General features: G+C 71.5%; 21 protein-coding genes and 1 riboswitch. Of the genes, 6 read left to right on the top strand and 15 right to left on the bottom strand.

Annotated features, from left to right (window positions below; all coding sequences use genetic code 11):
• Window positions 1-4: 4 nt before the first annotated feature.
• The 10 genes from ACIHIX_RS29280 to ACIHIX_RS29235 form a co-directional block, all read right to left on the bottom strand.
• Entirely contained in the window at window positions 5-481 is a 477-nt protein-coding gene (locus ACIHIX_RS29280; RefSeq protein ID WP_399961262.1) for a septum formation initiator family protein, read from the bottom strand.
• Window positions 482-574: 93 nt separating this feature from the next.
• Complete coding sequence (gene eno, locus ACIHIX_RS29275; protein WP_399961260.1) at window positions 575-1,861, bottom strand: phosphopyruvate hydratase; 1,287 nt, start codon at window positions 1,859-1,861, stop codon at window positions 575-577.
• Window positions 1,862-2,155: 294 nt separating this feature from the next.
• Window positions 2,156-2,848, bottom strand: coding sequence for a transglycosylase family protein (locus tag ACIHIX_RS29270; protein WP_399961258.1), 693 nt, complete (start codon window positions 2,846-2,848; stop codon window positions 2,156-2,158).
• Between the two features lie 3 nt (window positions 2,849-2,851).
• Window positions 2,852-3,019: riboswitch (cyclic di-AMP (ydaO/yuaA leader) on the bottom strand.
• A gap of 194 nt (window positions 3,020-3,213) precedes the next feature.
• Window positions 3,214-4,170: a transglycosylase family protein gene (locus tag ACIHIX_RS29265; RefSeq protein ID WP_399961256.1), complete on the bottom strand. Its 957-nt coding sequence runs from the start codon at window positions 4,168-4,170 to the stop codon at window positions 3,214-3,216.
• A gap of 191 nt (window positions 4,171-4,361) precedes the next feature.
• A complete protein-coding gene (locus tag ACIHIX_RS29260) occupies window positions 4,362-5,642 on the bottom strand; it encodes a cytochrome P450 (RefSeq protein WP_399961253.1) in 1,281 nt (426 codons plus the stop codon).
• 118 nt (window positions 5,643-5,760) lie between these two features.
• Window positions 5,761-6,756 carry a nucleoside triphosphate pyrophosphohydrolase gene (locus tag ACIHIX_RS29255; RefSeq protein WP_399961251.1) on the bottom strand — a complete coding sequence of 332 codons (996 nt, stop codon included), beginning with the start codon at window positions 6,754-6,756 and terminating at the stop codon, window positions 5,761-5,763.
• A 54-nt stretch (window positions 6,757-6,810) separates the two neighbouring features.
• On the bottom strand, window positions 6,811-7,455 hold the full coding sequence (locus ACIHIX_RS29250) for a SurA N-terminal domain-containing protein (protein ID WP_399961248.1): 645 nt from the start codon (window positions 7,453-7,455) through the stop codon (window positions 6,811-6,813).
• Between the two features lie 169 nt (window positions 7,456-7,624).
• Window positions 7,625-9,118, bottom strand: coding sequence for a protein kinase (locus ACIHIX_RS29245; RefSeq protein WP_399961464.1), 1,494 nt, complete (start codon window positions 9,116-9,118; stop codon window positions 7,625-7,627).
• Between the two features lie 38 nt (window positions 9,119-9,156).
• Window positions 9,157-9,825 (bottom strand): hypothetical protein, encoded by a 669-nt coding sequence (locus ACIHIX_RS29240; RefSeq protein WP_399961246.1) that lies wholly within the window; start codon window positions 9,823-9,825, stop codon window positions 9,157-9,159.
• Between the two features lie 225 nt (window positions 9,826-10,050).
• The gene (locus ACIHIX_RS29235) at window positions 10,051-12,243 is read right to left on the bottom strand and encodes an N-6 DNA methylase (RefSeq protein ID WP_399961244.1); all 2,193 of its coding nucleotides are present in this window, start codon (window positions 12,241-12,243) and stop codon (window positions 10,051-10,053) included.
• A 207-nt stretch (window positions 12,244-12,450) separates the two neighbouring features.
• On the opposite strand from ACIHIX_RS29235, the gene ACIHIX_RS29230 reads away from it, so the two are divergent.
• Both ACIHIX_RS29230 and ACIHIX_RS29225 read left to right on the top strand, forming a co-directional pair.
• Window positions 12,451-13,134, top strand: a complete 684-nt coding sequence (locus ACIHIX_RS29230) for a hypothetical protein (RefSeq protein WP_399961242.1) — start codon at window positions 12,451-12,453, stop codon at window positions 13,132-13,134.
• A 121-nt stretch (window positions 13,135-13,255) separates the two neighbouring features.
• The gene (locus ACIHIX_RS29225; protein WP_399961239.1) at window positions 13,256-14,059 is read left to right on the top strand and encodes a hypothetical protein; all 804 of its coding nucleotides are present in this window, start codon (window positions 13,256-13,258) and stop codon (window positions 14,057-14,059) included.
• Window positions 14,060-14,097: 38 nt separating this feature from the next.
• On the opposite strand, the gene ACIHIX_RS29220 is transcribed toward ACIHIX_RS29225, so the two are convergent.
• The gene (locus tag ACIHIX_RS29220) at window positions 14,098-14,841 is read right to left on the bottom strand and encodes a GNAT family N-acetyltransferase (RefSeq protein ID WP_399961237.1); all 744 of its coding nucleotides are present in this window, start codon (window positions 14,839-14,841) and stop codon (window positions 14,098-14,100) included.
• 67 nt (window positions 14,842-14,908) lie between these two features.
• The gene (locus ACIHIX_RS29215; RefSeq protein ID WP_399961462.1) at window positions 14,909-15,643 is read right to left on the bottom strand and encodes an HNH endonuclease family protein; all 735 of its coding nucleotides are present in this window, start codon (window positions 15,641-15,643) and stop codon (window positions 14,909-14,911) included.
• Window positions 15,644-15,868: 225 nt separating this feature from the next.
• Here ACIHIX_RS29215 and ACIHIX_RS29210 point away from each other — a divergent pair, with 225 nt between their 5' ends.
• Window positions 15,869-16,054, top strand: a complete 186-nt coding sequence (locus ACIHIX_RS29210; protein ID WP_399961235.1) for an antitoxin — start codon at window positions 15,869-15,871, stop codon at window positions 16,052-16,054.
• Between the two features lie 102 nt (window positions 16,055-16,156).
• Here the strand turns inward: ACIHIX_RS29210 and ACIHIX_RS29205 are convergent, their stop codons facing one another.
• The gene (locus ACIHIX_RS29205; protein ID WP_399961234.1) at window positions 16,157-17,056 is read right to left on the bottom strand and encodes a hypothetical protein; all 900 of its coding nucleotides are present in this window, start codon (window positions 17,054-17,056) and stop codon (window positions 16,157-16,159) included.
• A 162-nt stretch (window positions 17,057-17,218) separates the two neighbouring features.
• Here ACIHIX_RS29205 and ACIHIX_RS29200 point away from each other — a divergent pair, with 162 nt between their 5' ends.
• From ACIHIX_RS29200 to ACIHIX_RS29190, 3 genes are all read left to right on the top strand, one after another.
• Window positions 17,219-17,803, top strand: a complete 585-nt coding sequence (locus ACIHIX_RS29200) for a TetR/AcrR family transcriptional regulator (protein WP_399961232.1) — start codon at window positions 17,219-17,221, stop codon at window positions 17,801-17,803.
• Between the two features lie 76 nt (window positions 17,804-17,879).
• The gene (locus ACIHIX_RS29195) at window positions 17,880-18,635 is read left to right on the top strand and encodes an SDR family NAD(P)-dependent oxidoreductase (RefSeq protein WP_399961229.1); all 756 of its coding nucleotides are present in this window, start codon (window positions 17,880-17,882) and stop codon (window positions 18,633-18,635) included.
• A gap of 32 nt (window positions 18,636-18,667) precedes the next feature.
• Window positions 18,668-19,039 carry a MerR family transcriptional regulator gene (locus ACIHIX_RS29190; protein ID WP_399961460.1) on the top strand — a complete coding sequence of 124 codons (372 nt, stop codon included), beginning with the start codon at window positions 18,668-18,670 and terminating at the stop codon, window positions 19,037-19,039.
• Window positions 19,040-19,042: 3 nt separating this feature from the next.
• Here the strand turns inward: ACIHIX_RS29190 and ACIHIX_RS29185 are convergent, their stop codons facing one another.
• Both ACIHIX_RS29185 and mfd read right to left on the bottom strand, forming a co-directional pair.
• The gene (locus ACIHIX_RS29185) at window positions 19,043-21,040 is read right to left on the bottom strand and encodes an NACHT domain-containing protein (protein WP_399961227.1); all 1,998 of its coding nucleotides are present in this window, start codon (window positions 21,038-21,040) and stop codon (window positions 19,043-19,045) included.
• Between the two features lie 75 nt (window positions 21,041-21,115).
• On the bottom strand, window positions 21,116-24,646 hold the full coding sequence (gene mfd, locus ACIHIX_RS29180) for a transcription-repair coupling factor (RefSeq protein ID WP_399961225.1): 3,531 nt from the start codon (window positions 24,644-24,646) through the stop codon (window positions 21,116-21,118).
• Window positions 24,647-24,842 lie beyond the last annotated feature (196 nt).

Genomic DNA, 24,842 nt, shown 5'->3' with positions numbered 1-24,842 from the left:
GGCTTCACTGGTCGGAGGCGTCGGACTTGTCGACCCCGTCCCAGACGTTCGAGTACCAGGGACGGTCCGCCGCCCCCAGCTCGGCGCGCGACTGCTGGGCCGCGCCCGGGTCGACGACGACGAACCCCGTCTCCCCCGGCATCACATAGTGCAGCCGCTGCCGGATCTGCTGCTCGGCGTACGCGTCGTCCTGCCACCGCGCCTTGAGATCGCGCAGCTGCTCGACGCGCTGCCGGGCCTGCTCCTGCTGCCGCTGGAGATCGGAGATCTCGGCGCGCTGGGAGACGTACTGCCTTATCGGGTAGGCGAGCGCGACGATCAGCGAGCACAGGACGAGGGCGAGCAGCGCCGCGCGGCCGGTGAGCCGGGAGCGGCGGGCCTGCCGTTTGGTCTGGGAGCGGTAGACCCGGGCCGCGGTCTGCTCGCCGAGCAGCCGGATCCGGGTCGCGGTGGAGAAACGGTCCCGGTCCTTGACGGCCATCTCTCACTCCCGTTCACCCACGCGCGTACGTCCCCGCACACGGTACGGGACCGAGTACGGGGACGTACGTACGACGCTGTCCTTAAGGGGGTGTCAGCCCTTGAAGCGCGGGAACGCGCTACGGCCGGCGTACACCGCGGCGTCGTCGAGGATCTCCTCGATGCGCAGCAGCTGGTTGTACTTGGCGACGCGGTCCGAGCGGGCCGGGGCGCCGGTCTTGATCTGGCCGCAGTTCACCGCGACGGCGAGGTCGGCGATGGTGACGTCCTCGGTCTCGCCGGAGCGGTGGGACATCATGCACTTGAAGCCGTTGCGCTGGGCCATCTCGACGGCGTCCAGGGTCTCGGTCAGCGAACCGATCTGGTTGACCTTGACGAGCAGGGCGTTGGCGGAGCCCTCCTCGATGCCGCGGGCCAGGCGCTCCGGGTTGGTGACGAAGAGGTCGTCGCCGACGATCTGGACCTTGTCGCCCAGCTTCTCGGTGATGACGTTCCAGCCGGCCCAGTCGTCCTCGAACAGCGGGTCCTCGATGGAGACGAGCGGGTACGCCGCCACGAGCTCCTCGTAGTACTCCGTCATCTCGGCGGCCGAGCGGGACTTGCCCTCGAACTCGTACTTGCCGTCCTTGTAGAACTCGGACGCGGCGACGTCGAGCGCGAGCGCGATCTGCTCACCGGGGATGTAACCGGCCTGCTTGATGGCCTCGACGATGAGGTCGAGGGCGGCGCGGTTGGACTCCAGGTTCGGGGCGAAGCCGCCCTCGTCGCCGAGGCCGGTGGACAGGCCCTTGGTCTTCAGCACCTTCTTGAGGGTGTGGTAGACCTCGGCGCCCCAGCGCAGCGCCTCGGAGAAGGACTCCGCGCCGATCGGGGCGATCATGAACTCCTGGATGTCCACGTTGGAGTCGGCGTGCGAGCCGCCGTTCAGGATGTTCATCATCGGCACCGGCAGCAGGTGCGCGTTCGGGCCGCCCAGGTAGCGGAAGAGCGGGAGGTCGCTGGCCTCGGAGGCGGCGTGGGCGACGGCGAGGGAGACGCCGAGGATGGCGTTGGCGCCGAGGGAGCCCTTGTTGTCGGTGGCGTCCAGGTCGAACATGGCCTGGTCGATCAGGCGCTGCTCGGTGGCGTCGTAGCCGACCAGCTCGGGGCCGATCTGCTCGATGACGGCGAGGACGGCCTTCTCGACACCCTTGCCCATGTAGCGGTTCGGGTCACCGTCGCGAAGCTCGATGGCCTCGAAGGCGCCCGTGGAGGCGCCGGAGGGGACGGCGGCACGACCCGTGCTGCCGTCGTCGAGGCCGACCTCGACCTCGACCGTGGGGTTGCCTCGGGAGTCCAGGATTTCCCGGGCTACGACGACGTCGATGGACGGCACGAGCATCTCCTTCTTGGGATGTGACGCGGCTACGGCACTGCCGCAGCGGCTCTGCGAGACGAGCCTAACCGGCTCAGGGCGATCGGCCACCGCGTGGACCGCCCCGTGGACAGAACCGAGAGTAAATTGTTTCCGAACGGAACAAAGAGATGGCGTAAAAAACCCCGCCCCGGTGCGTACGGGGGAACACGCACCGGAGCGGGGAGCCCGTGGGGGACGGGGGTGACCCTCACGAGGCCTTCAGTATGAGGACCACGGATGTGAGGGCGCTGTGGTTCAGCTGGGCGTTGCCCGGCTGCCCTACTTGAGGTGCAGCTGCTGGCCCGGGTAGATGAAGTCGGCGTCGCTGACGATGTCCTTGTTCAGCTTGAACAGCTTCTGCCAGCCGCCCTTGCCGTCGTGCTTCTCGGCGATGGAGCTGAGGGTGTCGCCCTTGACGACCTTGTACTCGCCATCACCCTTCTTGACCTTCTTGCCGGTCGGGGTGGTGACGGTCTTCTTGGCGGTCGTGCGCTCCGAGGAGCGGGACGTCGACTGCTCGGAGGAGCGGGTGCTGGTGCTGCTGTCGCTCGACGAGCTGGAGGAGCCGGAGGAGGACGAGCTGCCGCCGCCGGTGTAGGTGGCGCCGGACAGGCCCACACCACAGGTCGGCCAGGCGCCCTTGCCCTGGGCGGCGAGGACCTTCTCGGCTATCTCGATCTGCTGCGACTTGGAGGCCTGGTCGGCGGTGGAGGCGTACGCCGTGCCGCCGTACGCGGCCCAGGTCGAGGCGGAGAACTGCAGACCGCCGTAGTAGCCGTTGCCGGTGTTGATGGACCAGTTGCCGCCCGACTCGCACTGGGCGACGGCGTCCCACTCGGAGGCGGTGGCGGCGGAGGCGTTGCCGGCCGCCATCAGCGGGGCGGCGATGGCGACACCGGTGACGCCGGCGAGCGCGGCGGCGCGGGTGGCCTTGGACGGACGGCGGTGCTTGCCCTTGCCGGAAAACAGCATGGTGGATCCCCTCACCGACGCCTGCGAGGTGAGCTGTCGGGTTCGGGCCGGTTGAGTTGCCCGGCCGCGCATCTCCCGATGCGCGGCTTCACCCCAAGCCGGTCCAGCGTGAACTGCTGGGCCCGGCACTTACCTTGGGTCCCCCGCTCCTGCCTACGGCGCTTGACGCGACGACTGTTCCCGTACGGCCGCTGGCAGGATTCGGCGTTGCGGCAGCCGGGGCTCGTGGTGACGAGCGGTGTTGACCGTAGCCACGGAATCCGGGGAATTTCAAAGACGATCAGGGCTTCTGAGACTCATCCCACACTTTCGCCAAACCGGACATTCAGCGCGAAGCATGACGTGAACTCCCGCCGGTTTTCGCCCTATTCAGACCCGACTACGAGGGTCTGACCGGGCATGATGGCGCTCGGGTCGGTGCCGATGACCTTCTTGTTCACGGCGTAGAGCCGACGCCATCCGCCGTCGAGCCCAAGGGAGTCGGCGATGGAGGCGAGCGTGTCGCCCTCGCGGACGGTGTACGCCTTCTCGGCCGCGCTCGCACCGCGGTGCCGCCCGGTGCCCGCCTCGCTCTCGGCGCCATCACCGAGCGCGCCGATGTCGACGAGGCTCGAAGAACCGCCCTCCTGCCACGAGTTGTCCGATTCGACCTCATTGGCCGGAACTGTGGGCGAGCTGTCGGGCGACTGTGAATCGGCCACCCCGGAGTCGGACGTGTCCGACTTGGAAGACTTGTCCGGTGAAGCGGAGGGTGAGGCGGAGGCATCACCGGAGGCGCTCCCGGACGCGTCACCGGAGGCGTCGGTGGAGGCGTCACCCGACGAGTCGGACTCCGAGGAGTTGGACAACCCGGATGATTCCGACCCCGATCCGGACGCATCGGACGCGGAGCCGGCCGTGTCGGACGAGCCGCTCCCGACACCCGTGTCGACATCGGCCGAGCCGGAGTCCTTGCTCAGCCCGTTGAGCAGCCCGCAGGCGCCCCAGACGCCGACACCCTGGTCCGCGAGGACCTTCTCGGCGACGGCTATCTGCTGGTTGCGGCTGGCCAGGTCGGCGGTCGGGGCGTAGTCGAGGCCGCCGTGCTCCTCCCAGTTCTCCTGGGAGAGGCTGAGCCCGCCGTAGGTGCCGTCACCGTTGTTCTGGCTCCAGGAGCCGTCGGTCTCGCACTTGGCGACCTTGTCCCAGGTGCTCCCGTCGGCCGCGTTCGCGGCGGTGGCGGCGAGCAGCGGGATCGCGATGGCGGAGCCGGTCACTCCGGCCGCGACGAGAAGCGCCGGAGCTTGGCGGGGGCGACGGTGACGACCGTTCCCGGTGAGCATGCGGGGACCTTTCGGAGACAGCGGTGACCGGCGTGGCGGGTGGTGCTGGTCGCCACGCTGGTTGGTGAACGTATCGGCAGACGATCACTTGTCACAAGTTAATGCCGCGCAGATCACGTGAAGATCACAGAGATGAGGGCGTGTCACGTTTACAACGGCCTGCGCTCATGGCCGAGTTGGCGCGAACCCTGCTACGAGGTCGGCGTGAACTCGACCGGCAACGTCCGCAGCCCACGCATGATGAGACCGCCACGCCATCTCAAATCGGCAGAATCCGCCGCGAGTCGGAGGTCGGGGAGCCGGGTGAGCAGGGTGGCGAGCGCGGTCTGACCCTCCAGCCGGGCAAGCGGTGCGCCGAGGCAGTAGTGGATGCCGTGGCCATAGCCGAGGTGCTGGTTGTCACGGCGGGACAGGTCGAGCGTGTCGGGGTCCGCGAATCGTGCGGGGTCCCGGTCGGCGGCGGCGAGCACGACGAGCACGGGGTCGCCGGCGGCGATGTCCTGCCCTCCAACAGTGAGCGGCTGGGTGGCGAAGCGCCACGTGGCGAGCTCCACCGGGCCGTCGTAGCGCAGGAGTTCCTCGACACCGGTCTCCAGGAGGCCGGTCTCGCCTGCGGCGAGGGAGTCCTGGAGGCGGGCACGCTGGTCAGGGTGGGTCATCAGCGCAAACAGCCCATTACCCACCAAATTGACCGTGGTTTCGAACCCCGCGAACAAAAGGATGAAGGCCATCGCCGCGGCCTCGTTCTCGGTGAGATGCTCGCCGTGGTCGGACGCGCGGATAAGGCCGGAGATCAGGTCCTCACCCGGGACGGGATCGGCGGGGAGGCTCTCGCGCTTGCGGTGGATGAGCTCCAGCAGATACCCGCGCATCTTCTTCACCGACCGCGCGACCCCGCCGCGCGGCCCGCCCCCGTGCCGGATCATCATGCCTGCCCAGTCCCGGAAGTCGTCCTGGTCCTCGCGGGGGACGCCGAGCAGGTCGCAGATGGCGTAGATGGGGAGCGGGAACGCGAACTCGTGGATGAGGTCGGCGGAGCCCTGCGCGGCGAACCGGTCGATCAGCTGATCGGTCAACTCCTGCACGCGCGGGGCGAACTCGGCGACCCGGCGCGGTGTGAACGCCTTACTGACGAGCCGGCGCAGTCTCGTGTGGTCCGGCGGATCGATGTTGAGCAGATGCGTCATCAACTCCGCCTTGCGCTCCCCGGGGATGCCGGTCTTCCCCTTGGCGTGCGCGGGCTCGTCGTGGTGCGCGGGGTTCTTGCTGAGCCGCTGGTCGGCGAGGGCCTGCTTGGCGTCGGCGTAACGCGTGACCAGCCAGGCCTCCACCCCACTCGGCAACCGCGTCCGATGCACGGGTGCGTGCTCGCGGAGCCAGGCGTAGGCGGGGTAGGGGTCGGTGGCGAACTCCCAGGTGAAGAGTTCGGGGGCCGTGGGGGTGGTGCGCTCGGCGAGGGGCTGGTCGGTCACTCCTTGACGGTATCCGGGTTTTCCGCCGACACCCGCGCGGGCTCCGGACGACCCGTCTCGGCGGCCCTGCATACCACCGCCCAGCCTCGCCGGGCCGCCACGTACGGATGTCGGCGTACTAGGCACCCAGCCCCTCAGCCGCCCGAACCGCGTCCCGATAAGCCCGCGCCGCGACCCGCAGCGCCGCCTCCGGATCGACGCCCTCGGCCTCGGCGGCGGCTGCCAGTGCGAGCAGTTCGTAGCCGATGCCCTCGCCCTTCGGGAGCGTTACCGCCAGGCCCGCCGTGCGGACCCGTGACGCCAGTTTCGTGGCGAGGGCCAGGGCGGGCTGGCCGAGGGGGATGCCGTCCGTCACCGACTCGCGCTGTTTCTCTATCGCCTTGGTGCGCAGCCAGTGGGCCTTGACCTCCTCGGGGGTCGAGGCGGTCTCGTCGCCGAAGACGTGGGGGTGGCGGTGGATGAGCTTGGTGACGATGCCGCCCGCCACGTCGTCGATGGAGAAGGGGGCGTCCGGGTGCTCCTGTGCGATGCGGGCGTGGAAGACGACCTGGAGGAGGACGTCGCCGAGTTCCTCGCGGAGTTCGTCGCGGTCGCCGTCCTCGATGGCCTCGACGAGTTCGTACGCCTCCTCGATGCCGTACTTGGCCAGGCCCTTGTGGGTCTGCTGCGAGGACCAGGGGCATTCGGCGCGGATGCGGTCCATGACCTGGACGAGGTCGAGGAGGCGGGCGCCGGGGAGGTCGTAGGAGGCGGGGAGGAGTTCGAGGTCGGGCATGGACACGCGGCCCGTGCCGGCGAGGCGGGCGAGGCCGTCGGTGAGGGCCGGTTCGCCCTCACCGGTCGCCACGACGACCACGGTGTGACCGCCCGCGCAGGCGGCGACCAGTTCCTCCGCCGTCGGCGACGCCTCGTCGACCCTTGTCCCGGCCTCGCGCAGATACGGCAGCTGCGGGTGCGCGCCGTCGGCGCACAGCACGCGGTCGGCGGCGTGCAGTGTCTGCCAGGCGGGCCAGGACAGCAGGCCGGGGGCGACGCGGTGGCTGGTGGTCAGCAGGACGATGCGGCCGGGGGCCGCGGGGGTGTCCGGCGTGGCTTCGGGGCTGGTGGTGTTCACGGTTCGAAGCTAACCCACGCCGCCGACAGCCCCGCGAGTCATCCACAGCCCGGGTCAGGCCGTCTGCTGGGTTCCCGATGCCGTGACCTCGCGCACCCACGGCGTCTTGGCGTCGACGCGGCTGCTCTTCTCGACGTCCCAGGTGCCGTAGCGGGGGTTGAGGTCGACGTCGAGTTCCTTGGACGCCTTGGACAGCGCTGCCCAGAAGGCGGGCTGGCTGGTGTCGGTGCCGAGGGCGGCGGCGAGTTTCTGGGCCTCCAGCTGGAGGCGGAGGTTGTCGTCGAGGCGCTCGGGGGCGACGCCGTACTGCTGGAGCCAGGCCGTCTCCAGGGCCTTGGAGCCGCCGGCCTGCTGTTCCAGACCGGTGCGCATGGTCTGGATCTCCTTGCGGGTGACGGTGATGCCGGCGTCCTCGGCGGCGCGGTGCAGGACCTGGTCGAGGACCATGCCGTGCAGGGTGTCGCGGGCGAGGGTGCCGGTCTTGGCGATGGCCTGCGCGTACTGCGCGTCGTCCGGCAGCGCGGCGCGCTGGGCGTCGCGCACCTCGTTCACCCTGGTCTCCAGCTGCGCGACGGTGATCCGCTGGTCGCCGACGACGGCGGCCGCGCCGGGATGCGCGTCGCTGCCGCAGGCGGTGAGCAGCGGCGCCGCGAGGATCGCGGCGGAGAGGAGGAACGCGGTGCGACGACGGCGGTGCAAGGAAGCCTCCCGAGGAGATTGTGCGACGGTGCACAAAGTCTTGCGGTGATCGATGGTAGGCAGTGGGCAAGCTCTGGCCAACCCATTCGACCAACGATTCACCGGGACTTGGGGCACCGGCGCGGCACGGCGTGCCCTGTGCCCCGGGCCGAAGGCGTCCTGACGGGTCTCAGCCGCGTACCTGTCCCAGCCACTCCAGCGTCCGGCGTACCTCCGTCGCGAGGGGATGGCCGGGGCCGTGGAGGTGTTCGACGTCGTGGACGAGGCGGGCCAGGGTGTCGTGGGCGGCGGGGCGGTCGCCGAGGGCGAGGAGGAGGTGGCCGATGCGGCGGCGGATGTCGTGGGCCATGTCGGGGTCGCCGGCCACGTACTGGTTCTCGTAGAAGGGGAGCAGGGCTCGGTACTCCGCCAGGGCCGCCGCCGGTTCGCCCAGTTGTTCGAGGCACTGGGCGGCGTCGTGGCGGAAGCGGAGGGACTGGGGGTCGGCGTGGCCGGCCTCGGCGGCGCGTTCGTCGGCGAGGCGGCGCAGTTCGGGCAGTGCGCGCCGGTACTGGCCGTCGTCCATGAGCGTGGCGGCGTACTGCTTGCGCAGGGTGCGGACGACCGGTGAGTGCTCGCCGTGCTGCTCGGCCGCGGCGGGCAGGATCGCGCCGAGGATGTCGACGGCCTGGGTGATGCGGCCCTCGCCGAGGAGGCGCTTGACCTCGTCGACGGCGCGCGCGACGTCGGGTTTCTCGGCGGGGGGCGTGTGCGGCACGGCGGGCGCCGGCTGGGGCGCGGGCGTGCGGGCACGGTCCGGCCAGGGGGCGTGCGGGCGCAGGAAGGGGCGCGTGGGGTCGAGCGGCGCACCCGTGGGCATCCCGCGCGCGGGCAGGAGCGCCTCCAGATGCTCGTAGACCTCCTGCGCGCTGGCGGGCCGGTGCTGCGGGTCCTTGGCGAGCAGGCGCAGGACGAGCGTCTCAAGCGCTTCGGGCACCTCCGGGCGCAGACGGCGCACGGGGAGCGGGGGCTCGTACAGGTGGCGGTGCAGTACGCCGAGCGCCGTGGAGCCGGAGAACGGGACGTCGCCGCTGAGGAGTTCGTGGAGCAGCACACCGAGCGCGTAGAGGTCGGTGTACGGGCCGACGGCGCCGCCCATGGCCTGCTCGGGCGCCATGTAGGCGGGCGAGCCGATGGGGGTGCCGGTGTGGGTGAGGCGGGTGGTGTCGGCGTCCATGACGGAGGCGACACCGAGGTCGAGGACGGTGACGGTGCCGTCCTGCTTCACCATCACGTTGCGCGGCTTGAGGTCGCGGTGGACGATCGGCACGGCGTGCACGGCGCTCAGCACGGCGCAGAGTTGCGCGGCGACCGCGACGGCCCACGGCCAGGGGTACGGGTCGTGCTCGGCGAGGTGGTCGGAGAGGTCCGCGCCGTCGACGTACTGCATGACGAGGAACAGCTCCTCGCCCTCGCTGCCCGCGTCGTGCACGGTGACGAGCCCGGGGTGGTCGACCTGCGCGGTCACCCGGCACTCGCGCACGAACCGGCGGCGCAGTTCGTCGGCCTCCTGCCCGGCGACCTTGTCGGGGCGCAGCAGCTTCACCGCCACGCGCCGGTCCAGCCGTTGGTCGTACGCCGTCCAGACCTGTCCCATGCCGCCCTGTCCGATGAGCGTGGACAGTTCGTAGCGGCCGGCGACGACACGTCCTGTCGCCACGGTCACCTTCCGCCCTCGTGGTTGCCGCCGGCCTGGCCGTCCTGCCGGCGCAGATAGTCACTGAGCTCGTCCAGCTCGGCGCGCACCTGGTCGATACGGGCGGGCGCTGGGCGCTGGGGCGCGGGCGGGGGCGTGTGGGGCGCGGGAGGTTGCGGCATGGGGATCTGCTGGTGCGGCTGCGGCTGCGGGATCGGGGCGGGCGCCTGCGGCAGGGTCGTGGCGGTGTACGGCGACGGTGCGGGGGGCTGCTGGGTGTGGGGCTGCGGGTAGCCGTACGCCGGTGAGGGCGTCGGGACCGGGGCGGGCTGCCCGGCGTACGCGCTGTAGCGGAGCTGGTGGAAGTGGCGTACGTCCGCGGAGAGGTAGTACGCGATCGCCGCCACCAGCGTGCCGAACAGCAGGGCCATGCCGGTCCAGCCGCCCGCGGTGTGGATCTCGTCGCCCGGTTCGATGCCGATCAGCACGAGCCCGAGGGTGACCGCGGCGAGCGAGGCGGCGAACAGGGCCCAGTCGAGCCCCCTGCGCGTCACGAGCGCCAGGCGCAGCAGCATCGCCCAGGAGAACAGGCCGATGGTGAAGATCCCGAGCACCACGAACAGCACACGCAGGAGGACCAGCCATGCCGGGTGGGGCGGCTGCTTCACCGGCTGCGTGTAGCCGTGGCCATGCATGACTGCTCCTGGTGCCTTGGGTGGGCGTACGAGGGCGGCCGACGCCCGGCAACCCCGTTCCTGCGATTGTCGCTTCGCGCGTACAGGCGAGCGTATAGGCCGACACGGACATGCGGTCCCGGGTTGTACCGAACCGTTGTCGCACTGATCACTTCTCGCGCCCGCGCAGGTCGGCGGAGTGGCGGCTTCCGCGCCGGGCGTGCGCCAAGGGAACGCCCGGGAGCGTCAGTCGGGGGCGACCGTGCCGTCCGTGAGGCCGTCGTACATCCCGCGCACGAGCTGTTCTCCGAGCCGGCCCGCGCGCCTGAGCGCCCGCTCGAACTCGTCGAGTGCGCGGAACCGCTCGCCGTAGCGGCGTTGTTCGTCGAGCGGGAGCCGGGGCAGTTGGAGGCGGCGCACGTCGAGGCGGGTGGCGGTGGAGGCGTAGCTGCTGGCCTGGCGGTTGTTGGCGGTGCCGCGCAGGAAGCCGGCCACGAACCAGGGATCGAGGGCCGTGCGCTCGGGGCGCAGGAGCACGAGGTTGCGCCCCAGGGCGGCGCCCCCGGTCGCGTCGTCGATCACGCGCGCCATCGAGCCGCCGCCGAGCACCGGGACGACGACATCGCCGGGCTCGACCAGCACGGCGGCCTCGTCGCTCTCCGGGAGTGAGCCGGAGGGTGCCGTTGCGGCGAGGACGTCGTGGTCGGTGAGGACGGGCACGCGTGCGTGGCCGCCGTTTCCGCCGGTGCGCAGCACCAGGGCGCCTCCGCGCGCGAGTTCGCCGATGGTGGTGAGCGGCCAGCGGACGGGGTGCGCGGCGTCGGCGGGCGACGGCGTGAGGTCCGCGGTCAGGCGCAGGGTCTCGCCGAGCCGCTCGCGCACGGCCGTGAGCTGCTCGGCGCCGTCGGCCGCGGTCGGTGGCGGGAGGTGGCGGGCCGGGGCGAGGTCCACGTCGTCGTCGAGGAGGTCGATGACCGGCAGGGAACGGGCGAGGCCGGGCCGGTCCTCCAGGGTGCCCGCGCGGTCGAAGGCCCGCCAGGCGTCGAGTACGGCCTCCCGCACGTCCCGCCAGTCGGGCCCGCCGCGTCCGTCGGCGGCGAACTGCCCGGTGTCGGCGAGCAGCACCTCGGGCTGCGCCGGCGCCTTCTCGGGCCGGCGCAGCACCCACAGGTGGAGCGGGATGTTGTACGGCGGTGCCGCGCCCACCGGCAGGGCGACGACGGCCCGCAGCGCGCCGCGGCGCAGCAGGTCGGCGCGGATACGGCGGCCGGAGCGGCGGGAGGCGGCGGCGGGCGGCATGAGGAGGACGGCGGTGCCGCCGTCCTTGAGGCGGGCGAGCGCGTGCTGCACCCAGGCCAGCTCGGACTCGGTGCGGGCCGGGAAGCCGTACTCCCAGCGGGGGTCGTAGGCGAGTTCGTCGTGGCCCCAGTTGCGCTCGTTGAACGGCGGGTGGCACAGGACGGCGTCGGCGTGCAGGTGGGGGTGGGCGTCGGCGCGCAGGGTGTCGCCGGTGGCGGCGCGCACGACGGCACGGGTGTGCAGGGCGAGCCGGAGCGCGGTGAGGGCGGCGAGTTCGGGGGCGCTGTCCTGGGCGTACAGCTCCTGGTCGGTGCGGGCGGTGACGGCGCGCAGCAGGGCGCCGGTGCCGCAGGCAGGGTCTAGGACGGTGCGGACGGGGCCGGCCAGGTCGGCCATGAGGTCGGCGAGGTCGGCGGGGGTGAGCGTGTACTGGCGCGGGTTGGCGTCGAGGTGCCGGCCGAGCAGGAACTCGAAGGTCTGCCGGGCGCCGAGTTCCGCCGCGAGTTCGGCGGCGCCGCGCAGGAGGGGGGCGGAGGGGAGGAGGTCGGGGCCGGTGGGGAGGTGGACGGCCGGCTGGGCGGCGGGGTGGGGGTGGGGGTGGGGGACCGCCGGGTGGGTGTTCACAGGGGTGTCGGTGCCGGGGGTGTTCACACGGGCGGAGTCGGCATCGGCGGTGTTCACGGCGCGCGGCGCGTTGACGGGGCGCGGCGAGTTCACAGCGCGCCGGGAGTTCACGGGCGACACCGGTCCGAAGCGGGGCGTCAGCACCTCCTCCAGCGCGCCCGGCAGCATCGCCGCGAGCCGCTCGTCGGATCCGGCGCTCACGTCGAGCCAGACGGTGGGCCGGTCATGGATGAGCAGCAGCACGCACCCGGCGTGGGTGAGCGCGGCGACCGGGCCCTCGGGGTGGCCGACAAGTTGCTGCCAGACGCGTTCCCGCAGCGGGACCTCGGCGAGTTTCCCCTGCTTGCGCAGCCAGTTCTCCACTTCGGCGAGGGCGAAGGACGGGCTGGTCTCGGTGCCGCCGACCGGCTTGGGGAAGTCGGCGTGGCGGCGGCGCCAGTTGCTGACGGCGGCGCGGCCGACCCCGGCGAGCCGGGCGATCCCGGCGGCGGTCACCTCTGTGGCGTTGTCCTGCACCGGCCCGCTCCCTCATCGTCCCCGCTCCGCGTGTCCCGCGTGTGACGCCGAGCATAGCGGCGTAGGCAAGATCTACCCATTCACGGCCGTGTACACGGCTCATCTCGTGAACCGTGTTGACTCGGTTCACAGCCTCTGCTCTTATTGACCCAGCGAACGAACGACGGCCGATCAGCGGCTGTCACCGTGTCGGGAGGGGACACAGTCATGGGCATGAAGGGCAAGATCGCGCTGGGGGCCGTCGTGGGGATCGTCGTCATCGGGGCCGTTTCGGCGAATTCCGGTGACGACTCCACGAGCGGTTCCGAGAGCAGCGGCAAGGGCTCTTCTTCGTCCGCCCAGGCGAAGCCCGGGGGCGGTAAGGAGTCGGCGAAGGCCGCCGAGGAGAAGAAGCCGGCCTTCGAGGGGGACGGCCAGTTCCAGGTCGGCTCGGACATCAAGCCCGGCACCTACCGCACGACCGGCAACGAGGACGGCATGTGCTACTGGGAGCGCGCCAAGGACGCCTCGGGCGAGATGGACTCGCTGCTCGCCAACGACAATGTCACCGGCACCAGTTACGTCACCGTCAAGGCCACCGACAAGATCTTCAAGTCGAGCGACTGCAACGACTGGGAGGCCGTCGACACCAAGGCGAAGGGTTCGCCCGCCGCCAAGATGGCCGGCGACGGTGGCATGTTCAGAGTCGGCGCCGACATCGCGCCCGGAACGTACAAGTCCACCGGCAACGAGGACGACATGTGCTACTGGGAGCGCGCCAAGGACGCCGAGCACGGCCTCGACTCGATCATCGCGAACGACAACGTGTCCGGCAGCGCCGTCGTCACCATCAGCGCCAAGGACACCTACTTCAAGACGTCCGGCTGCACGGACTGGAAGAAGACCGGCTGACGCCGGCCCCCGTACGGCGAGACCCTCCACGCCGCCCGCGCACGTGATGCCGTACGGCATCCACCCGCGTCAGGTCTCGCCGTACCCGCTCATCCCACCGCCTCACCATCGGGGAATTCCCATGCGTCACACCGCACTCGCCACTGTCTGCCTCGCCGCCGCGGCCACGATCGGTCTCACCGGCTGCCAGTCCGGGCAGGACAAGGCCGACAGCAAACCGGACAAGGCCGGTTCCAGCACGTCGAGTTCGCCCTCGCCGGGCAAGAGCGCCGCGAAGGAAGCCTTCGCCGGACTCACCGGCGCCGAGATCGCCGACAAGGCCGTCGAGGCCACGACCGGTGCCTCGTCGCTGCGAATGAAGGGGGACGTCGCCGACGACGAGTCGGGGAGCACCATCACGATCGACATGGCCCTGAACAAGCAGGGCGAGTGCGCCGGCACGATGAGCATGGGCGGCCAGGGCAAGGCCGATCTGATCAAGGTCGGCGACACCGTCTACATGAAGTACGACGAGGAGTTCCTGCGCGAGCAGAGCAAGGGCGAGAAGAAGTCGGACGTGGACGCGGCCGTGGCGCTGCTCGCCGGGAAGTGGACCAAGATGTCCGCGAAGGGCGAGGACGCCAAGGACATCGCGGGCTTCTGCGACCTCGACACGGTGCTCGGCGACGCCGACGACGCCGAAACGGACGCCTCGCGCGGCAAGACCACCACCGTCGACGGCACGCCCGCGATCGTGCTGAACGAGCGGGACGGCAAGGAGCGTTACACGCTGTACGTCGCCACCGAGGGCAAGCCGTATCTGCTGCGCGTCGACAGCGTCTCCGCGAAGGACCCGGGCACCCTCACCTTCAGCGACTACGACAAGAAGGTCCCGGCGCAGAAGCCCAGCGGTGAGATCCTGGACCTGGACGCCCTGGCCGGCTGAGCCACCGCACGACCGCGCCGTACAACCGCGCCGTACGACTACAGCGGATGCCTCATCCACACATTGGGCTCGACGTACACGGCGTACCCACGCTCCGGCTCGCACCGCACCGGCACCAGCGCTCCGGGCACCTCGATGTCGCCCCGGGTGTCGAAGGGCAGCCCGGTCCAGCGGCGCCACTGCTCCAGCGAGCCGACCACGGTCATGGACGCCGGCGCCACCGCCTCGACGGTGGCGCCGGCTCTGGCGTGCACGCGCAGCCACGGGTCGTGCGGGAGTCCGTCGGGGCGTACGCGGTGGGCGTACTCCTCGATGGGGGTGTGCGGTTCGAGGTGCTTGGCGCTGGGGCGGACCGGGGCGACGACCTCGCCGAAGCCGTGTGCGCGGGCGTTGTCCCGCATCGCCGACAGCATGCGGCCGGACAGGCCCCTGCCCTGGTGGTCGGGCCGGACGTTGACGGCGATCGCGCTGACGGTGTCGGGTCGTTGTCCGAGGCGCAGGTCGGCGAAGGCCCACATGAGGACCTCGTCCCAGCCCCGGACGGGCAGTTCGCCCCGGCCCTCGACGTCGAGGGCGAAGGGCACGCTGAACGCGGTCGCGACGACCTCGCCCCGCTCGTCCTCGGCGAAGAGCACATACGCCGCGAGTTCCCTGGCGATCCGGCCGTAGTGGTAGTTGGCCACGATGTCCCGGGAGACGAACTCCGGCCAGCTGTCAGCCATCCCGAACACTCGGTCCACGTCGTCGGGGCGCTCGGCGAGACTCGACACCTTCAGCTCCATGCGGTCACCGTAGGCGGGCGGCGCCGGGGGCCGGAACCGGTTTTCCGGACCCGGTCCCCGGGGCGGATCAGCCGCCGCACTGGCGCAGCATCATCTCCTTGTCCGCCTTCGTCACGGGAAGCTCGTACTTCAGGGACACCTGCGCGAAGCGCACCACGTAGGAGCAGCGGATCTGTTTGTTCGGGGGCAGCCAGGAGGCGGGGCCCGAGTCGCTCTTGGAACCGTTGGTCGGACCGTCGACCGGGATCAGGTTGAGCGGGTCGTTGGCGATGTCCTCGCGCTTGCCCTTGGTCCAGCGGGCCGCGCCCATCTGCCAGTCGTACGACAGGGGCATGACGTGGTCTATCTGCACCTTGGTGGCACGGGCCTTGACCCAGTCGATCTCCTGGCCGGTGTAGGGGTCGGCCAGGGTCATGGAGGTGACGACGCAGTCCGAGCCGGAGCGGAAGCGGACGTCGTCGCCGTCTCGCTTGAGGAGGTCGTTGCGGGTGTCGCAGCCGTTGTGCGAGAAGGGGACGCCACCGGGGGCGGAGTCCATCCAGGCGTAGCCGAACTCGTCGCGGTCGTACCCCGTCTTGGGGCCGCGGCCCTTGGTCGCGACCTTCTCGATCAGCTCCCGGGCCTTCGCCCGGTCGGCGTCCGAGGTGATCGCCGCGAGGCCGGGTTTCGTGCCGTCCGGGTTGTCCAGCGGGCTCACGGCGCGGCCCGAGCCGACGGCCGGGGCGGAGCCCGAGGGCTCACCGTCCGAGGGCAGGTCGACGCCCTCGCATCCGGTGAGCGATCCGGTGAGCAGTACGACCATGCCGAGTATCGCGGCGACGCCCGCCGCCCCGCCCCTCAGACGCGTCACGGTGCGTCCCTCCCCTTGTTCTGTCCGTCTCCGCCCCGCACAGGCATGTGCTGCCTGTTCTCAGTTGCCTGATCTCACCGTAGCGGGCAAGAGGTCCAGACCATATGGGGCCTCAAGGGGCGTTCCTCGCATGTCGGGCGTATCGTCGATTCGAGTCACCTCCGGAAGGAGCTCTGGATGGGCATCTTCGACAGGTTCAAGAGCAACCGCCAGATGCAGGACAAGGCCAAGGACATGTCCGACATGGCGGAACGCAAGGCCAACGACAAGACGGGCAACAAGTACGAGGGCCAGGTCGACGACGCGCAGCAGAAGATCGAAGGCGCGATGGGCATGGACCGAGACAGGCCCGAGCAGCCGTAAGGCCGGAGGCCCACGGAGGAACACGACATCGCAGAGGCCGCCCGCGGAGAGCACCCCTCCCGCGGGCGGCTTCGCGTGCCCATGCCCCCGCCTCTCGGGACCTCACACCTTCCCGATCCCCAGCGTCGTCTCCGAGGGCAGCAGACCGGAGGACAGCACCGCCACCCAGTAGTCACCGAGCAGTTCGACCAGGCGGTCGATGTCGGCCGGCGCGAGGGACTGCCAGGGAGCGGCGGCGAGTCGGTCGGTGTGCTCCTCGACGCGGCGGCGCAGGGCGCGGCCCGACTCCGTGGCCGTGCCGTCGGCGTCAATCAGGCCGCGGGCGGCCAGGCGCTCACGGGCGGCCGTCCACTCCGCCTCGCTCCAGCCGCGGCTCTCGAAGCGCTCGACGGGCGCCGCGCCTATCGCCGCGAAGGAGACGAGCGACTCGGCCGGGTCGAGGCCGGCGACGAGCAGGGCGGCGAGGTGGCCGTCGCCGCGGTGCTCGCGCAGGATCGTCGCCGCCTGCCACAGCTGGAGGTGCGGTGCGGCGGGCCATTCCAGCGCGGCGTTGGCCGCGGCCAACGGGCGGCCCGCGGTGTCCGCCGCCTCGGCCGCGCGCCGGGCGAGGGCGGCGGCCTCCGCCAGTTCGGGACTGTCGACGCGGTCGCCGAACATCGCGCGGTACGCCCGGTCGATCCCTCTCAGCCGCGCCGCCAGCACCGCCTCCGGAGGCGCGACGCTCCACGCGGCGTCGACATGCTCGGCGACCATGCGCGGGCTGAAGCTGTAGAACGAGGACGTCACGCGCCCGGCGTCCACCGCCCCCAACGGCGCCGCACGGAAGGGGAAGTAGCTCGGCCAGCGCTCCTTGGTGTCGTAGCCGAGCGTCGCCGCCTCCTCGAAGACCTCCGGCGCGTAGTACAGAACCGCGTGCAGCGGCTCCAACAGGTGCCAGAGCTGACGCACCCGGGCCGGCTCCACGCCGCCGCCGACGCCGGTCCCACCCTCGTGCTGCGACATGCCACGCCTCCTCGTCGTATCAACGCTCGCATCAAAGCTCGTGCCGAAGCTCGTGCCGAAGCCGACAGGAGTCTCCCGACCCCGCCACGCAACTTGACACTGACAAGATTGCCTCGCCCGCCCGAACTTGTCAATGCCTAGATTGCGCGTACGCTGCTGCCCATGGCACCTGCGGACACCGACAGCACCAAGCCGGCCTCACCCCGCCCCTACCACCACGGCGACCTGCGGCGCGCGATCCTGACCGCCGCGCTCGACGTCATCGCCGCCGACGGGCCCGCCGCGCTGAGCCTGCGCGACCTCGCCCGCCGGGCCGGGGTCTCGCACGCGGCCCCCGCACACCACTTCAAGGACCGCACCGGTCTGCTCACGTCGATCGCCGCCGAGGGCTTCGGGCTGCTGGCGACCGCGCTCCGCGAGGCCCCGGACCTCAAGGAGGCGGGCGTGCGCTACGTGCGCTTCGCACGCGAACACCCCGCGCACTTCCAGGTGATGTTCACACCGGGGCTGCTGCGCGCCGACGACCTCGAACTGACCACCGCCCGCGCGCTCGCCGGCGACGCCCTGCGCGAGTCCGTGTCCGCCGTCGACCCCAGCGGCATCGACCCCCGCCTCGCCGGAGTCGCCGCCTGGTCCCTCGCCCACGGTTTCGCGACGCTCCTGCTCGGCCACAACCTGGACGGGCCGGTGGGCGACAGGGACCCCGAGGAGGTGTTCCGGACCTTGGCGGCGACCCTGTTCCGCTGACAGGCTCCGCACGACTCCCGCCCCGGCACTGTGGGGCTTGACCTTGACACCGGTGTGAGGGTTCGAGGATCCCCGCATGACCTCCACCAAGGCCCCGGAATCCGTCATCGTCACCGGAGCGGGCACCGGCATAGGCCGAGCCACCGCCCACGCCTTCGCGGCCCGCGGCGCGCACGTCCTCGCCGTGGGCCGCCGCCCGGCCCCCCTCACCGAGACCGCGACGTACGACGAGGCCCTCATCACCCCGCTCCCCGTCGACATCACGGCCGAGGACGGCCCCGACACCGTCGTGCGTACGGCACTCGCGCGGCACGGCCGTATCGACGTCCTCGTCCACAACGCGGCGATCGTCAACACCGAGTCCCTGCGCACGTACACGCGCGCGTCGGTCGCGCCGCAGCTCGCGACGAACCTCCTCGCGCCCGTGCTGCTCACCCAGGCCGCGCTCCCCGCCCTCACCGAGAGCCGGGGTGTCGTCGTCAACGTCACGACCGCCATCGGTCAGCGCGGCTGGCCCGGCAACTCGCTCTACGCCGCCGGGAAGGCGGCCCTGAAAGTGCTCACCCGCAGCTGGGCCGTCGAACTGGCCCCGCTCGGCATCCGGGTCGCCGCCGTCGCCCCCGGCGCGATCGAGACGCCCATCGCGGACCACTCCGGCTACACCCCCGAGCAGCGTGCCGCGATCCGCGCGTGGCAGCTGGAGCACACTCCGCTTGGCCGGGTCGGCCGCCCCGAGGAAGTCGCCTGGGCCATCACCCAACTCGCTTCGCCACAGGCGTCGTTCATCACGGGCGTGATCCTTCCGGTGGACGGGGGTGCGGTCGTCGCATGAGACTCACCGGCATGACAGCCCCGACGCCACGCCTGCGGATCGGCGAGCTGGCCCAGGCCACCGGCACCACACCGCGCTCCCTGCGCCACTACGAGCAGGCGGGACTCATCACGTCCGTCCGCGCGGCGAACGGCTACCGGTTCTACGACGCCGGGGTCGCCGCGCGGGTCCGCAACATCCGGCACCTCCTGGACGCGGGCCTCGTCCTGGACGACGTACGCGTGTTCCTGCCGTGTCTCGACGGCGACGTGACCGAGGGTCCGGCCTCCGACAAGGCGCTGCGAGTGGCCCTGGAGCGGCTCGCCGTGATGGAGGAGCGGATCGCCGCGCAGGTCGCCGTACGGGACCGGCTGGCGGCGGCGTTGACGCAGGCGACGCATGGGCGGGTACGGACGGTCGCGTGAGGCTCAGTGGGGCGGCCGCGGGCGCCGCACCAGCCACTCCTGGAACTCGCGGTGGCGGAACTGGTAGGCGATGCCGGAGGTGCGGAGCAGGCCTGCGGTGACGCACCAGTCGAGGAAGGCGGGGAGGCGGGGGCCGAGGCCGGGGTTGGCGAGGCGGTAGACGAGGTAGCCGACCCAGTCCCGCAGGTTCACGAGTGCGACCGCGGTCATGAGCGAGGCAGACCTCCATGCGCTGTGCTCCCAGCCTCGGGCCGCGACGAACGCAACCGACACGCCCGCGCCGAGTACGACCAGCAACCAACCGGCACGGACCGGCCCCACGGGTCCCACCGCCGTACTGTCCAGCGCGCTGGCGCATCCCAGGATCCAGCAGGCGGCACAGGCCACGACCGGCGGGAGCAGCGCGGCGAGCGGTCCGTCGTCGCCCGGCACGGCCGACAGGGCCTGCCAGGCGCCGATTCCCAGCAGGCACAGGAGGAGGTAGGTCGGGAGCTTGCCCAGGAAGGTGCGGCACAGTCTGCGGGAACCCAGCCGCCACAGCGGACTGCCCAAGGGTGGTGTCGAGTAAGCGGTCAGCAGCGCGAGCCCGGCGTCGCCGCCCCACTGCCACGTCATCAGGCAACATGCGCAGCCCAGGACCAGATCGGTCCAGGTGTTGGAGTCGGCCGGATCCCGCAGCAGGAACAGCACCGGCACGACAACGGCGGGCAGAGTACCGATCCGCATCACCACCTTGCACGCCGTCGCCACCCGCTCCCCCAGCCGATGCAGTACGAGATCGGTCTCCGCCGTGCTCCCGCCCCCCAGCACCACCGCGAGCCGGTGCAACCGCGCGTGGATCACCCGTTCCGCATAACGCCCCGCCCCTTTGGGCGCGTTGCGCGCGGCGGCCCCGATGAACCGGCTCAGCAGCAGCTCCGCCACGTCGTCCACCGAACCTGAGGCCGCCGTGCCCACCAACTCGCCCGGATCGCCCTGCCGTTCGTACGCCGTGGCCGCGAGGGTCAGCCGCCAGGGCGTGGACAGGGCCGTGGCCAGGACGCCACCGGGTGACGCCCGCAACTCATCGAGGACCGGCTGCCACAGGGCGGGCCTGCGCGCCGCCCCACGCCGTTCCAGGAAGCCCACGGCCTGCCCGGAGTCCACGGGGTGGATCTCGATGCGGGCCGCGTCCAGGATGTGGCTTCCCTCGGCCTCCAGCTCGTCGTAGCGCCGCGTACGACAGGTCAGCACGAGCGGCGCCGGATCGGCGCCGTCCTGATGGTGCGCCAAGGCATCCAGGGCCCTCCCTGCCCGCGAGTCGGCCGCCGCCACGTCCGTCGCGTCCATCTCGTCCAGCCCGTCGAGCACGGGCAGGACCATGCGTGCCTCCACCACAGCACGCGCGGAGCGGGACGGCATCCCGAAGTCCCGTTCGAGGTGCCGCGCGACCCAGTCGGACAGCTTCTCCCTCGTGTCCCAGTCGGCCAACGACACGAGTACGGCGACGGGTTCGCGTTCGTCCCGTGCCTTGTTGAGCTCCATCACGAGCTTGCGCGCGAGTACCGTCTTGCCCGCCCCGGGCTCTCCCGTGATCACCAGCCGTCTCGGCCGTACGGCCCGGTAGTCCTCGACGACCCGCCCCAACTGCCCTGCGGGGGTGGGCGGAAGCCCGGCCGCTCCCGCGTGGGCGTACGGCCGGAACGCGAACGTCACGTCGATGGGGGTCAGTTCACCGCCGAGGCTGTGCATCCACAGCGGCTCACCGACCGACCTCACTTCCCGCGCGAGGCGGGCCACCGCCGCCGCGTCGTCCTCGCGGGCACCCTGCCGCATCACCCATGCCGCGACCAGGGCCAGCACCAGCGCGGGCACGCCCAGGACCATGGACACCAGACCGCTGCGGTCCGACACGCTCAACCGGTCGTGCTCCCCCGCCAGCGCGTACGCCAGCACCCCGGCCGCTCCCACACAGGCCACGCCCGCCCAGGCGGTCCTGCTCCCGCCTCCCCCGACAGCCATGCCCGCCATGGTGCCGGAACCCGCCAGGCCACGCCCCCCGAATCACACCACTCGCGAACGCGGCGCCACTGCCCGCTACGACCCCAGAATCGACGTCAGGAACTCCCCGACCCACCCCAGCAACTCCCGCCCGACCAGCGGCTTCCCGCCCACCTTCGCCGTCTTCGGGCGCGGCACCAGCACCTGGTGCACCGCGGGCTTGATCACCGTCCCCGGATACAGCCGCTTGAGCCGCAGCTCCTGGGACTCCCGCAACTCCACCGGCGCGAAGCGGATGTTGGCGCCCTGGAGGACGATCTCTCCGACGCCGCACGCGCGCGCCAGCATGCGCAGGCCCGCGACCAGGAGGAGGTTCTCCACCGGTTCGGGCAACTTGCCGTAGCGGTCGACGAGTTCCTCCCGTACGGCCTTGATGTCGTCCTCGGTGTTGGCCGAGGCGATCGCGCGGTAGGCCTGCAAGCGGAGCCGCTCGCCGGGGGCGTAGTCGTGCGGGACGTGCGCGTCGACCGGGAGCTCGATCTTGACCTCCAGGGGCGGCTCCTCCTCCACACCGCCCTCCAGGGAGGCCCGGTAGTCCGCGACCGCCTCGCCGACCATGCGGACGTACAGGTCGAAGCCGACGCCCGCGATGTGGCCGGACTGCTCGCCGCCGAGGAGGTTGCCCGCGCCGCGGATCTCCAGGTCCTTCATCGCGACGTACATGCCCGCGCCCATCTCCGTGTGCTGGGCGATGGTGGCCAGGCGCTCGTGGGCCGTCTCCGTCAGCGGCTTCTCCGGCGGGTAGAGGAAGTAGGCGTAGCCGCGCTCCCGACCTCGGCCGACGCGTCCGCGCAGCTGGTGCAGTTGGGAGAGGCCGAAGTTGTCGCCGCGCTCCACGATGAGGGTGTTCGCGTTGGAGATGTCGATGCCGGACTCGACGATCGTCGTCGACACCAACACGTCGAACTTCTTCTCCCAGAAGTCGACGACGACCTGCTCCAGCGCCGACTCCGACATCTGGCCGTGCGCGGTGGCGATCCGGGCCTCGGGGACGATCTCGCGCAGGCGGGCGGCCGCGCGGTCGATCGACTCGACGCGGTTGTGGATGTAGAAGACCTGGCCCTCGCGCAGCAGTTCACGGCGGATGGCCGCGCCGATCTGCTTCTCCTCGTAGGGGCCGACGAAGGTCAGGACCGGGTGGCGCTCCTCGGGGGGTGTGGTGATCGTCGACATCTCGCGGATGCCGGTGACCGCCATCTCCAGGGTCCTGGGGATCGGGGTCGCGGACATCGTCAGGACGTCGACGTTCGCGCGGAGCTTCTTCAGCTGCTCCTTGTGCTCGACGCCGAAGCGCTGCTCCTCGTCGACGATGACCAGACCCAGGTCCTTGAACTTGGTCTCGGAGGAGAACAGCCGGTGGGTGCCGATGACGACGTCCACCGCGCCCTCGCGCAGGCCCTCCAGGACCGCCTTCGCCTCCGTGTCCGTCTGGAAGCGGCTCAACGCCCGCACGTTGACCGGGAACTGCGAGTAGCGCTCGGAGAACGTGCCGAAGTGCTGCTGGACCAGCAGGGTGGTGGGGACGAGCACCGCCACCTGCTTGCCGTCCTGCACGGCCTTGAACGCGGCCCGTACCGCGATCTCCGTCTTGCCGTAGCCGACGTCGCCGCAGATCAGGCGGTCCATGGGGACCGACTTCTCCATGTCCTCCTTGACCTCGGCGATCGTGGTCAGCTGGTCGGGGGTCTCCGCGTACGGGAAGGCGTCCTCCAGCTCGCGCTGCCAGGGGGTGTCCGGGCCGAAGGTGTGGCCGGGGGCCGCCATGCGCGCGCTGTAGAGCCTGATCAGGTCGGCCGCGATCTCCTTGACGGCCTTCTTCGCGCGCGCCTTGGTCTTCGTCCAGTCGGCGCCGCCCAGGCGGTGCAGGGTGGGAGCCTCGCCGCCGACGTACTTGGTGATCTGCTCCAGCTGGTCGGTGGGGATGTAGAGGCGGTCGCCGGGCTGGCCGCGCTTGGCGGGGGCGTACTCGACGACGAGGTACTCGCGCGTGGCGCCCTGCACGGTGCGCTGGACCATCTCGATGTACCGGCCCACGCCGTGCTGCTCGTGGACGATGTAGTCGCCCGCCTCCAGGGTCAGCGGGTCGATGGTCTTGCGGCGCCGGGCCGGCATCCGGGCGCCGTCCTTGCCGGCCGCCTTCTGGCCGGTCAGGTCGGTCTCGGTGAGGACGGCGAGCTTCAGCGCCTGGTCGACGAAGCCGTAGTCGATCGAGCCGCACGCCACGTGCACGACGGACGCGCTCAGGGAGACCAGTTCGGCGTCGAGGCGGGCCGCGATGCCCTCGCCGCCGAGGACCTCGACCGTGCGGGCCGCGGGGCCGTGGCCCTCGGTCACGAAGACCGTGCGCCAGCCGTCGGCGAGCCAGCCCTTGGTGTCGGCCAGTGCCTTCGCGGTGTCGCCGCGGTAGGTCTCGGGCGCGTGCATGCCGAGCTGGAGGGTGTCCGCCTCCAGCTCCAGGTCCGCGGCGAACGGCGACACCGACCACCACATCATGTCCAGCTCGCGCGCCCGGTCCCGGACGTCCGCGATGGACCACAGGGAGGCCGCGCCGACGTCGATCGGGGCCTCGCCGCCGCCCGCCGTGGCCGCCCAGGACGCCTGGAGGAACTCCTGCGAGGTCGCCACCAGGTCGGCGGCCCGCGTGCGGACCCGCTCCGGGTCGCACACGACGGCCATGGCGCCCTTGGGGAGCACGTCGATCAGCAGCTCCATGTCGTCGACGAGGACCGGGGCGAGGGACTCCATGCCCTCCACCGCGATGCCCTCGGCGATCTTGCCGAGGAGCTCGCCGAGCTCGGGGTGCTCCGCGGCGAGGGCGGCGGCACGCGCGCGTACCTCGTCGGTGAGGAGCAGCTCTCGGCAGGGCGGCGCCCACAGGCCGTGCTCGGCGATCTCCAGGGAGCGCTGGTCGGCGACCTTGAAGTAGCGGATCTCCTCGACGTCGTCGCCCCAGAACTCGATGCGGAGGGGGTGCTCCTCGGTGGGCGGGAAGACGTCCAGGATGCCGCCGCGTACGGCGAACTCGCCGCGCTTCTCGACGAGCTCCACGCGCGCGTAGGCGGCGGCCGCGAGGGCCTCGACGATCGCGTTGAGGTCGGCGGTCCGGCCGGTCCGCAGCGCCACCGGCTCCAGGTCGCCGAGGCCCTTGACCTGCGGCTGGAGCACGGACCGTACCGGCGCCACGACCACCGACACGGGGCCGGTCTCGGGGTCGTCGGGGCGCGGGTGGGCCAGGCGGCGCAGGACGGCGAGGCGGCGGCCGACGGTGTCGCTGCGCGGGCTGAGGCGCTCGTGCGGAAGGGTCTCCCAGGAGGGGTACTCGACGACTCCTTCGGAGGGCAGCAGCGAGCGCAGGGCCGCCGCCAGGTCCTCCGCCTCGCGGCCGGTCGCCGTCACCGCCAGCACCGGGCGGCCGGCCTCGCGGGCCAGCGCGGCGATCGCGAAGGGCCGGGCGGCCGGAGGGCCGACCAGGTCGACGTGCATGCGGTTGCCGTCCGCGGCCGCGGTGATCGCTTCCGCGAGGGCGGTGTCCTTGACTACGGCGTCGAGCAGACCGTGCAGGCTCATGGAGGGGGCGCTTCCGTCCTGGGTGTGGACAACACGAACGTGGCTGGGCATCACGAGGGGCCCGACGCGGTGACCGGCCGGGGGGTATCCAGCGTACGTCGGTGCGAGCGGCGGTGCCGGGGGCTGTGGACAACGCCGGTTCTCCCCGCCGCCCAAAAGCCCCCGCCGACCAAAACCCCCGCGAACCAAAAGCTCC

Origin of the sequence: Streptomyces sp. NPDC051913 (genome assembly GCF_044593635.1) — a bacterium.
Lineage (GTDB): Bacteria > Actinomycetota > Actinomycetes > Streptomycetales > Streptomycetaceae > Streptomyces.
The sequence above is the reverse complement of the archived record's forward strand: the minus strand, read 5'-3'. Positions and strand labels throughout refer to the sequence as shown.

Coding starts and splice junctions, on each gene's coding strand:
- ACIHIX_RS29220 (WP_399961237.1), bottom strand. CDS start 14,841: ATGGAGCTGAAGGTGTCGAGTCTCGCCGAGCGCCCCGACGACGTGGAC.
- ACIHIX_RS29265 (WP_399961256.1), bottom strand. CDS start 4,170: ATGCTCACCGGGAACGGTCGTCACCGTCGCCCCCGCCAAGCTCCGGCG.
- ACIHIX_RS29280 (WP_399961262.1), bottom strand. CDS start 481: ATGGCCGTCAAGGACCGGGACCGTTTCTCCACCGCGACCCGGATCCGG.
- ACIHIX_RS29230 (WP_399961242.1), top strand. CDS start 12,451: ATGGGCATGAAGGGCAAGATCGCGCTGGGGGCCGTCGTGGGGATCGTC.
- ACIHIX_RS29185 (WP_399961227.1), bottom strand. CDS start 21,040: ATGGCTGTCGGGGGAGGCGGGAGCAGGACCGCCTGGGCGGGCGTGGCC.
- ACIHIX_RS29270 (WP_399961258.1), bottom strand. CDS start 2,848: ATGCTGTTTTCCGGCAAGGGCAAGCACCGCCGTCCGTCCAAGGCCACC.
- ACIHIX_RS29215 (WP_399961462.1), bottom strand. CDS start 15,643: ATGGTCGTACTGCTCACCGGATCGCTCACCGGATGCGAGGGCGTCGAC.
- mfd (WP_399961225.1), bottom strand. CDS start 24,646: ATGAGCCTGCACGGTCTGCTCGACGCCGTAGTCAAGGACACCGCCCTC.
- ACIHIX_RS29225 (WP_399961239.1), top strand. CDS start 13,256: ATGCGTCACACCGCACTCGCCACTGTCTGCCTCGCCGCCGCGGCCACG.
- ACIHIX_RS29240 (WP_399961246.1), bottom strand. CDS start 9,825: ATGCATGGCCACGGCTACACGCAGCCGGTGAAGCAGCCGCCCCACCCG.
- eno (WP_399961260.1), bottom strand. CDS start 1,861: ATGCTCGTGCCGTCCATCGACGTCGTCGTAGCCCGGGAAATCCTGGAC.
- ACIHIX_RS29205 (WP_399961234.1), bottom strand. CDS start 17,056: ATGTCGCAGCACGAGGGTGGGACCGGCGTCGGCGGCGGCGTGGAGCCG.
- ACIHIX_RS29195 (WP_399961229.1), top strand. CDS start 17,880: ATGACCTCCACCAAGGCCCCGGAATCCGTCATCGTCACCGGAGCGGGC.
- ACIHIX_RS29200 (WP_399961232.1), top strand. CDS start 17,219: ATGGCACCTGCGGACACCGACAGCACCAAGCCGGCCTCACCCCGCCCC.
- ACIHIX_RS29210 (WP_399961235.1), top strand. CDS start 15,869: ATGGGCATCTTCGACAGGTTCAAGAGCAACCGCCAGATGCAGGACAAG.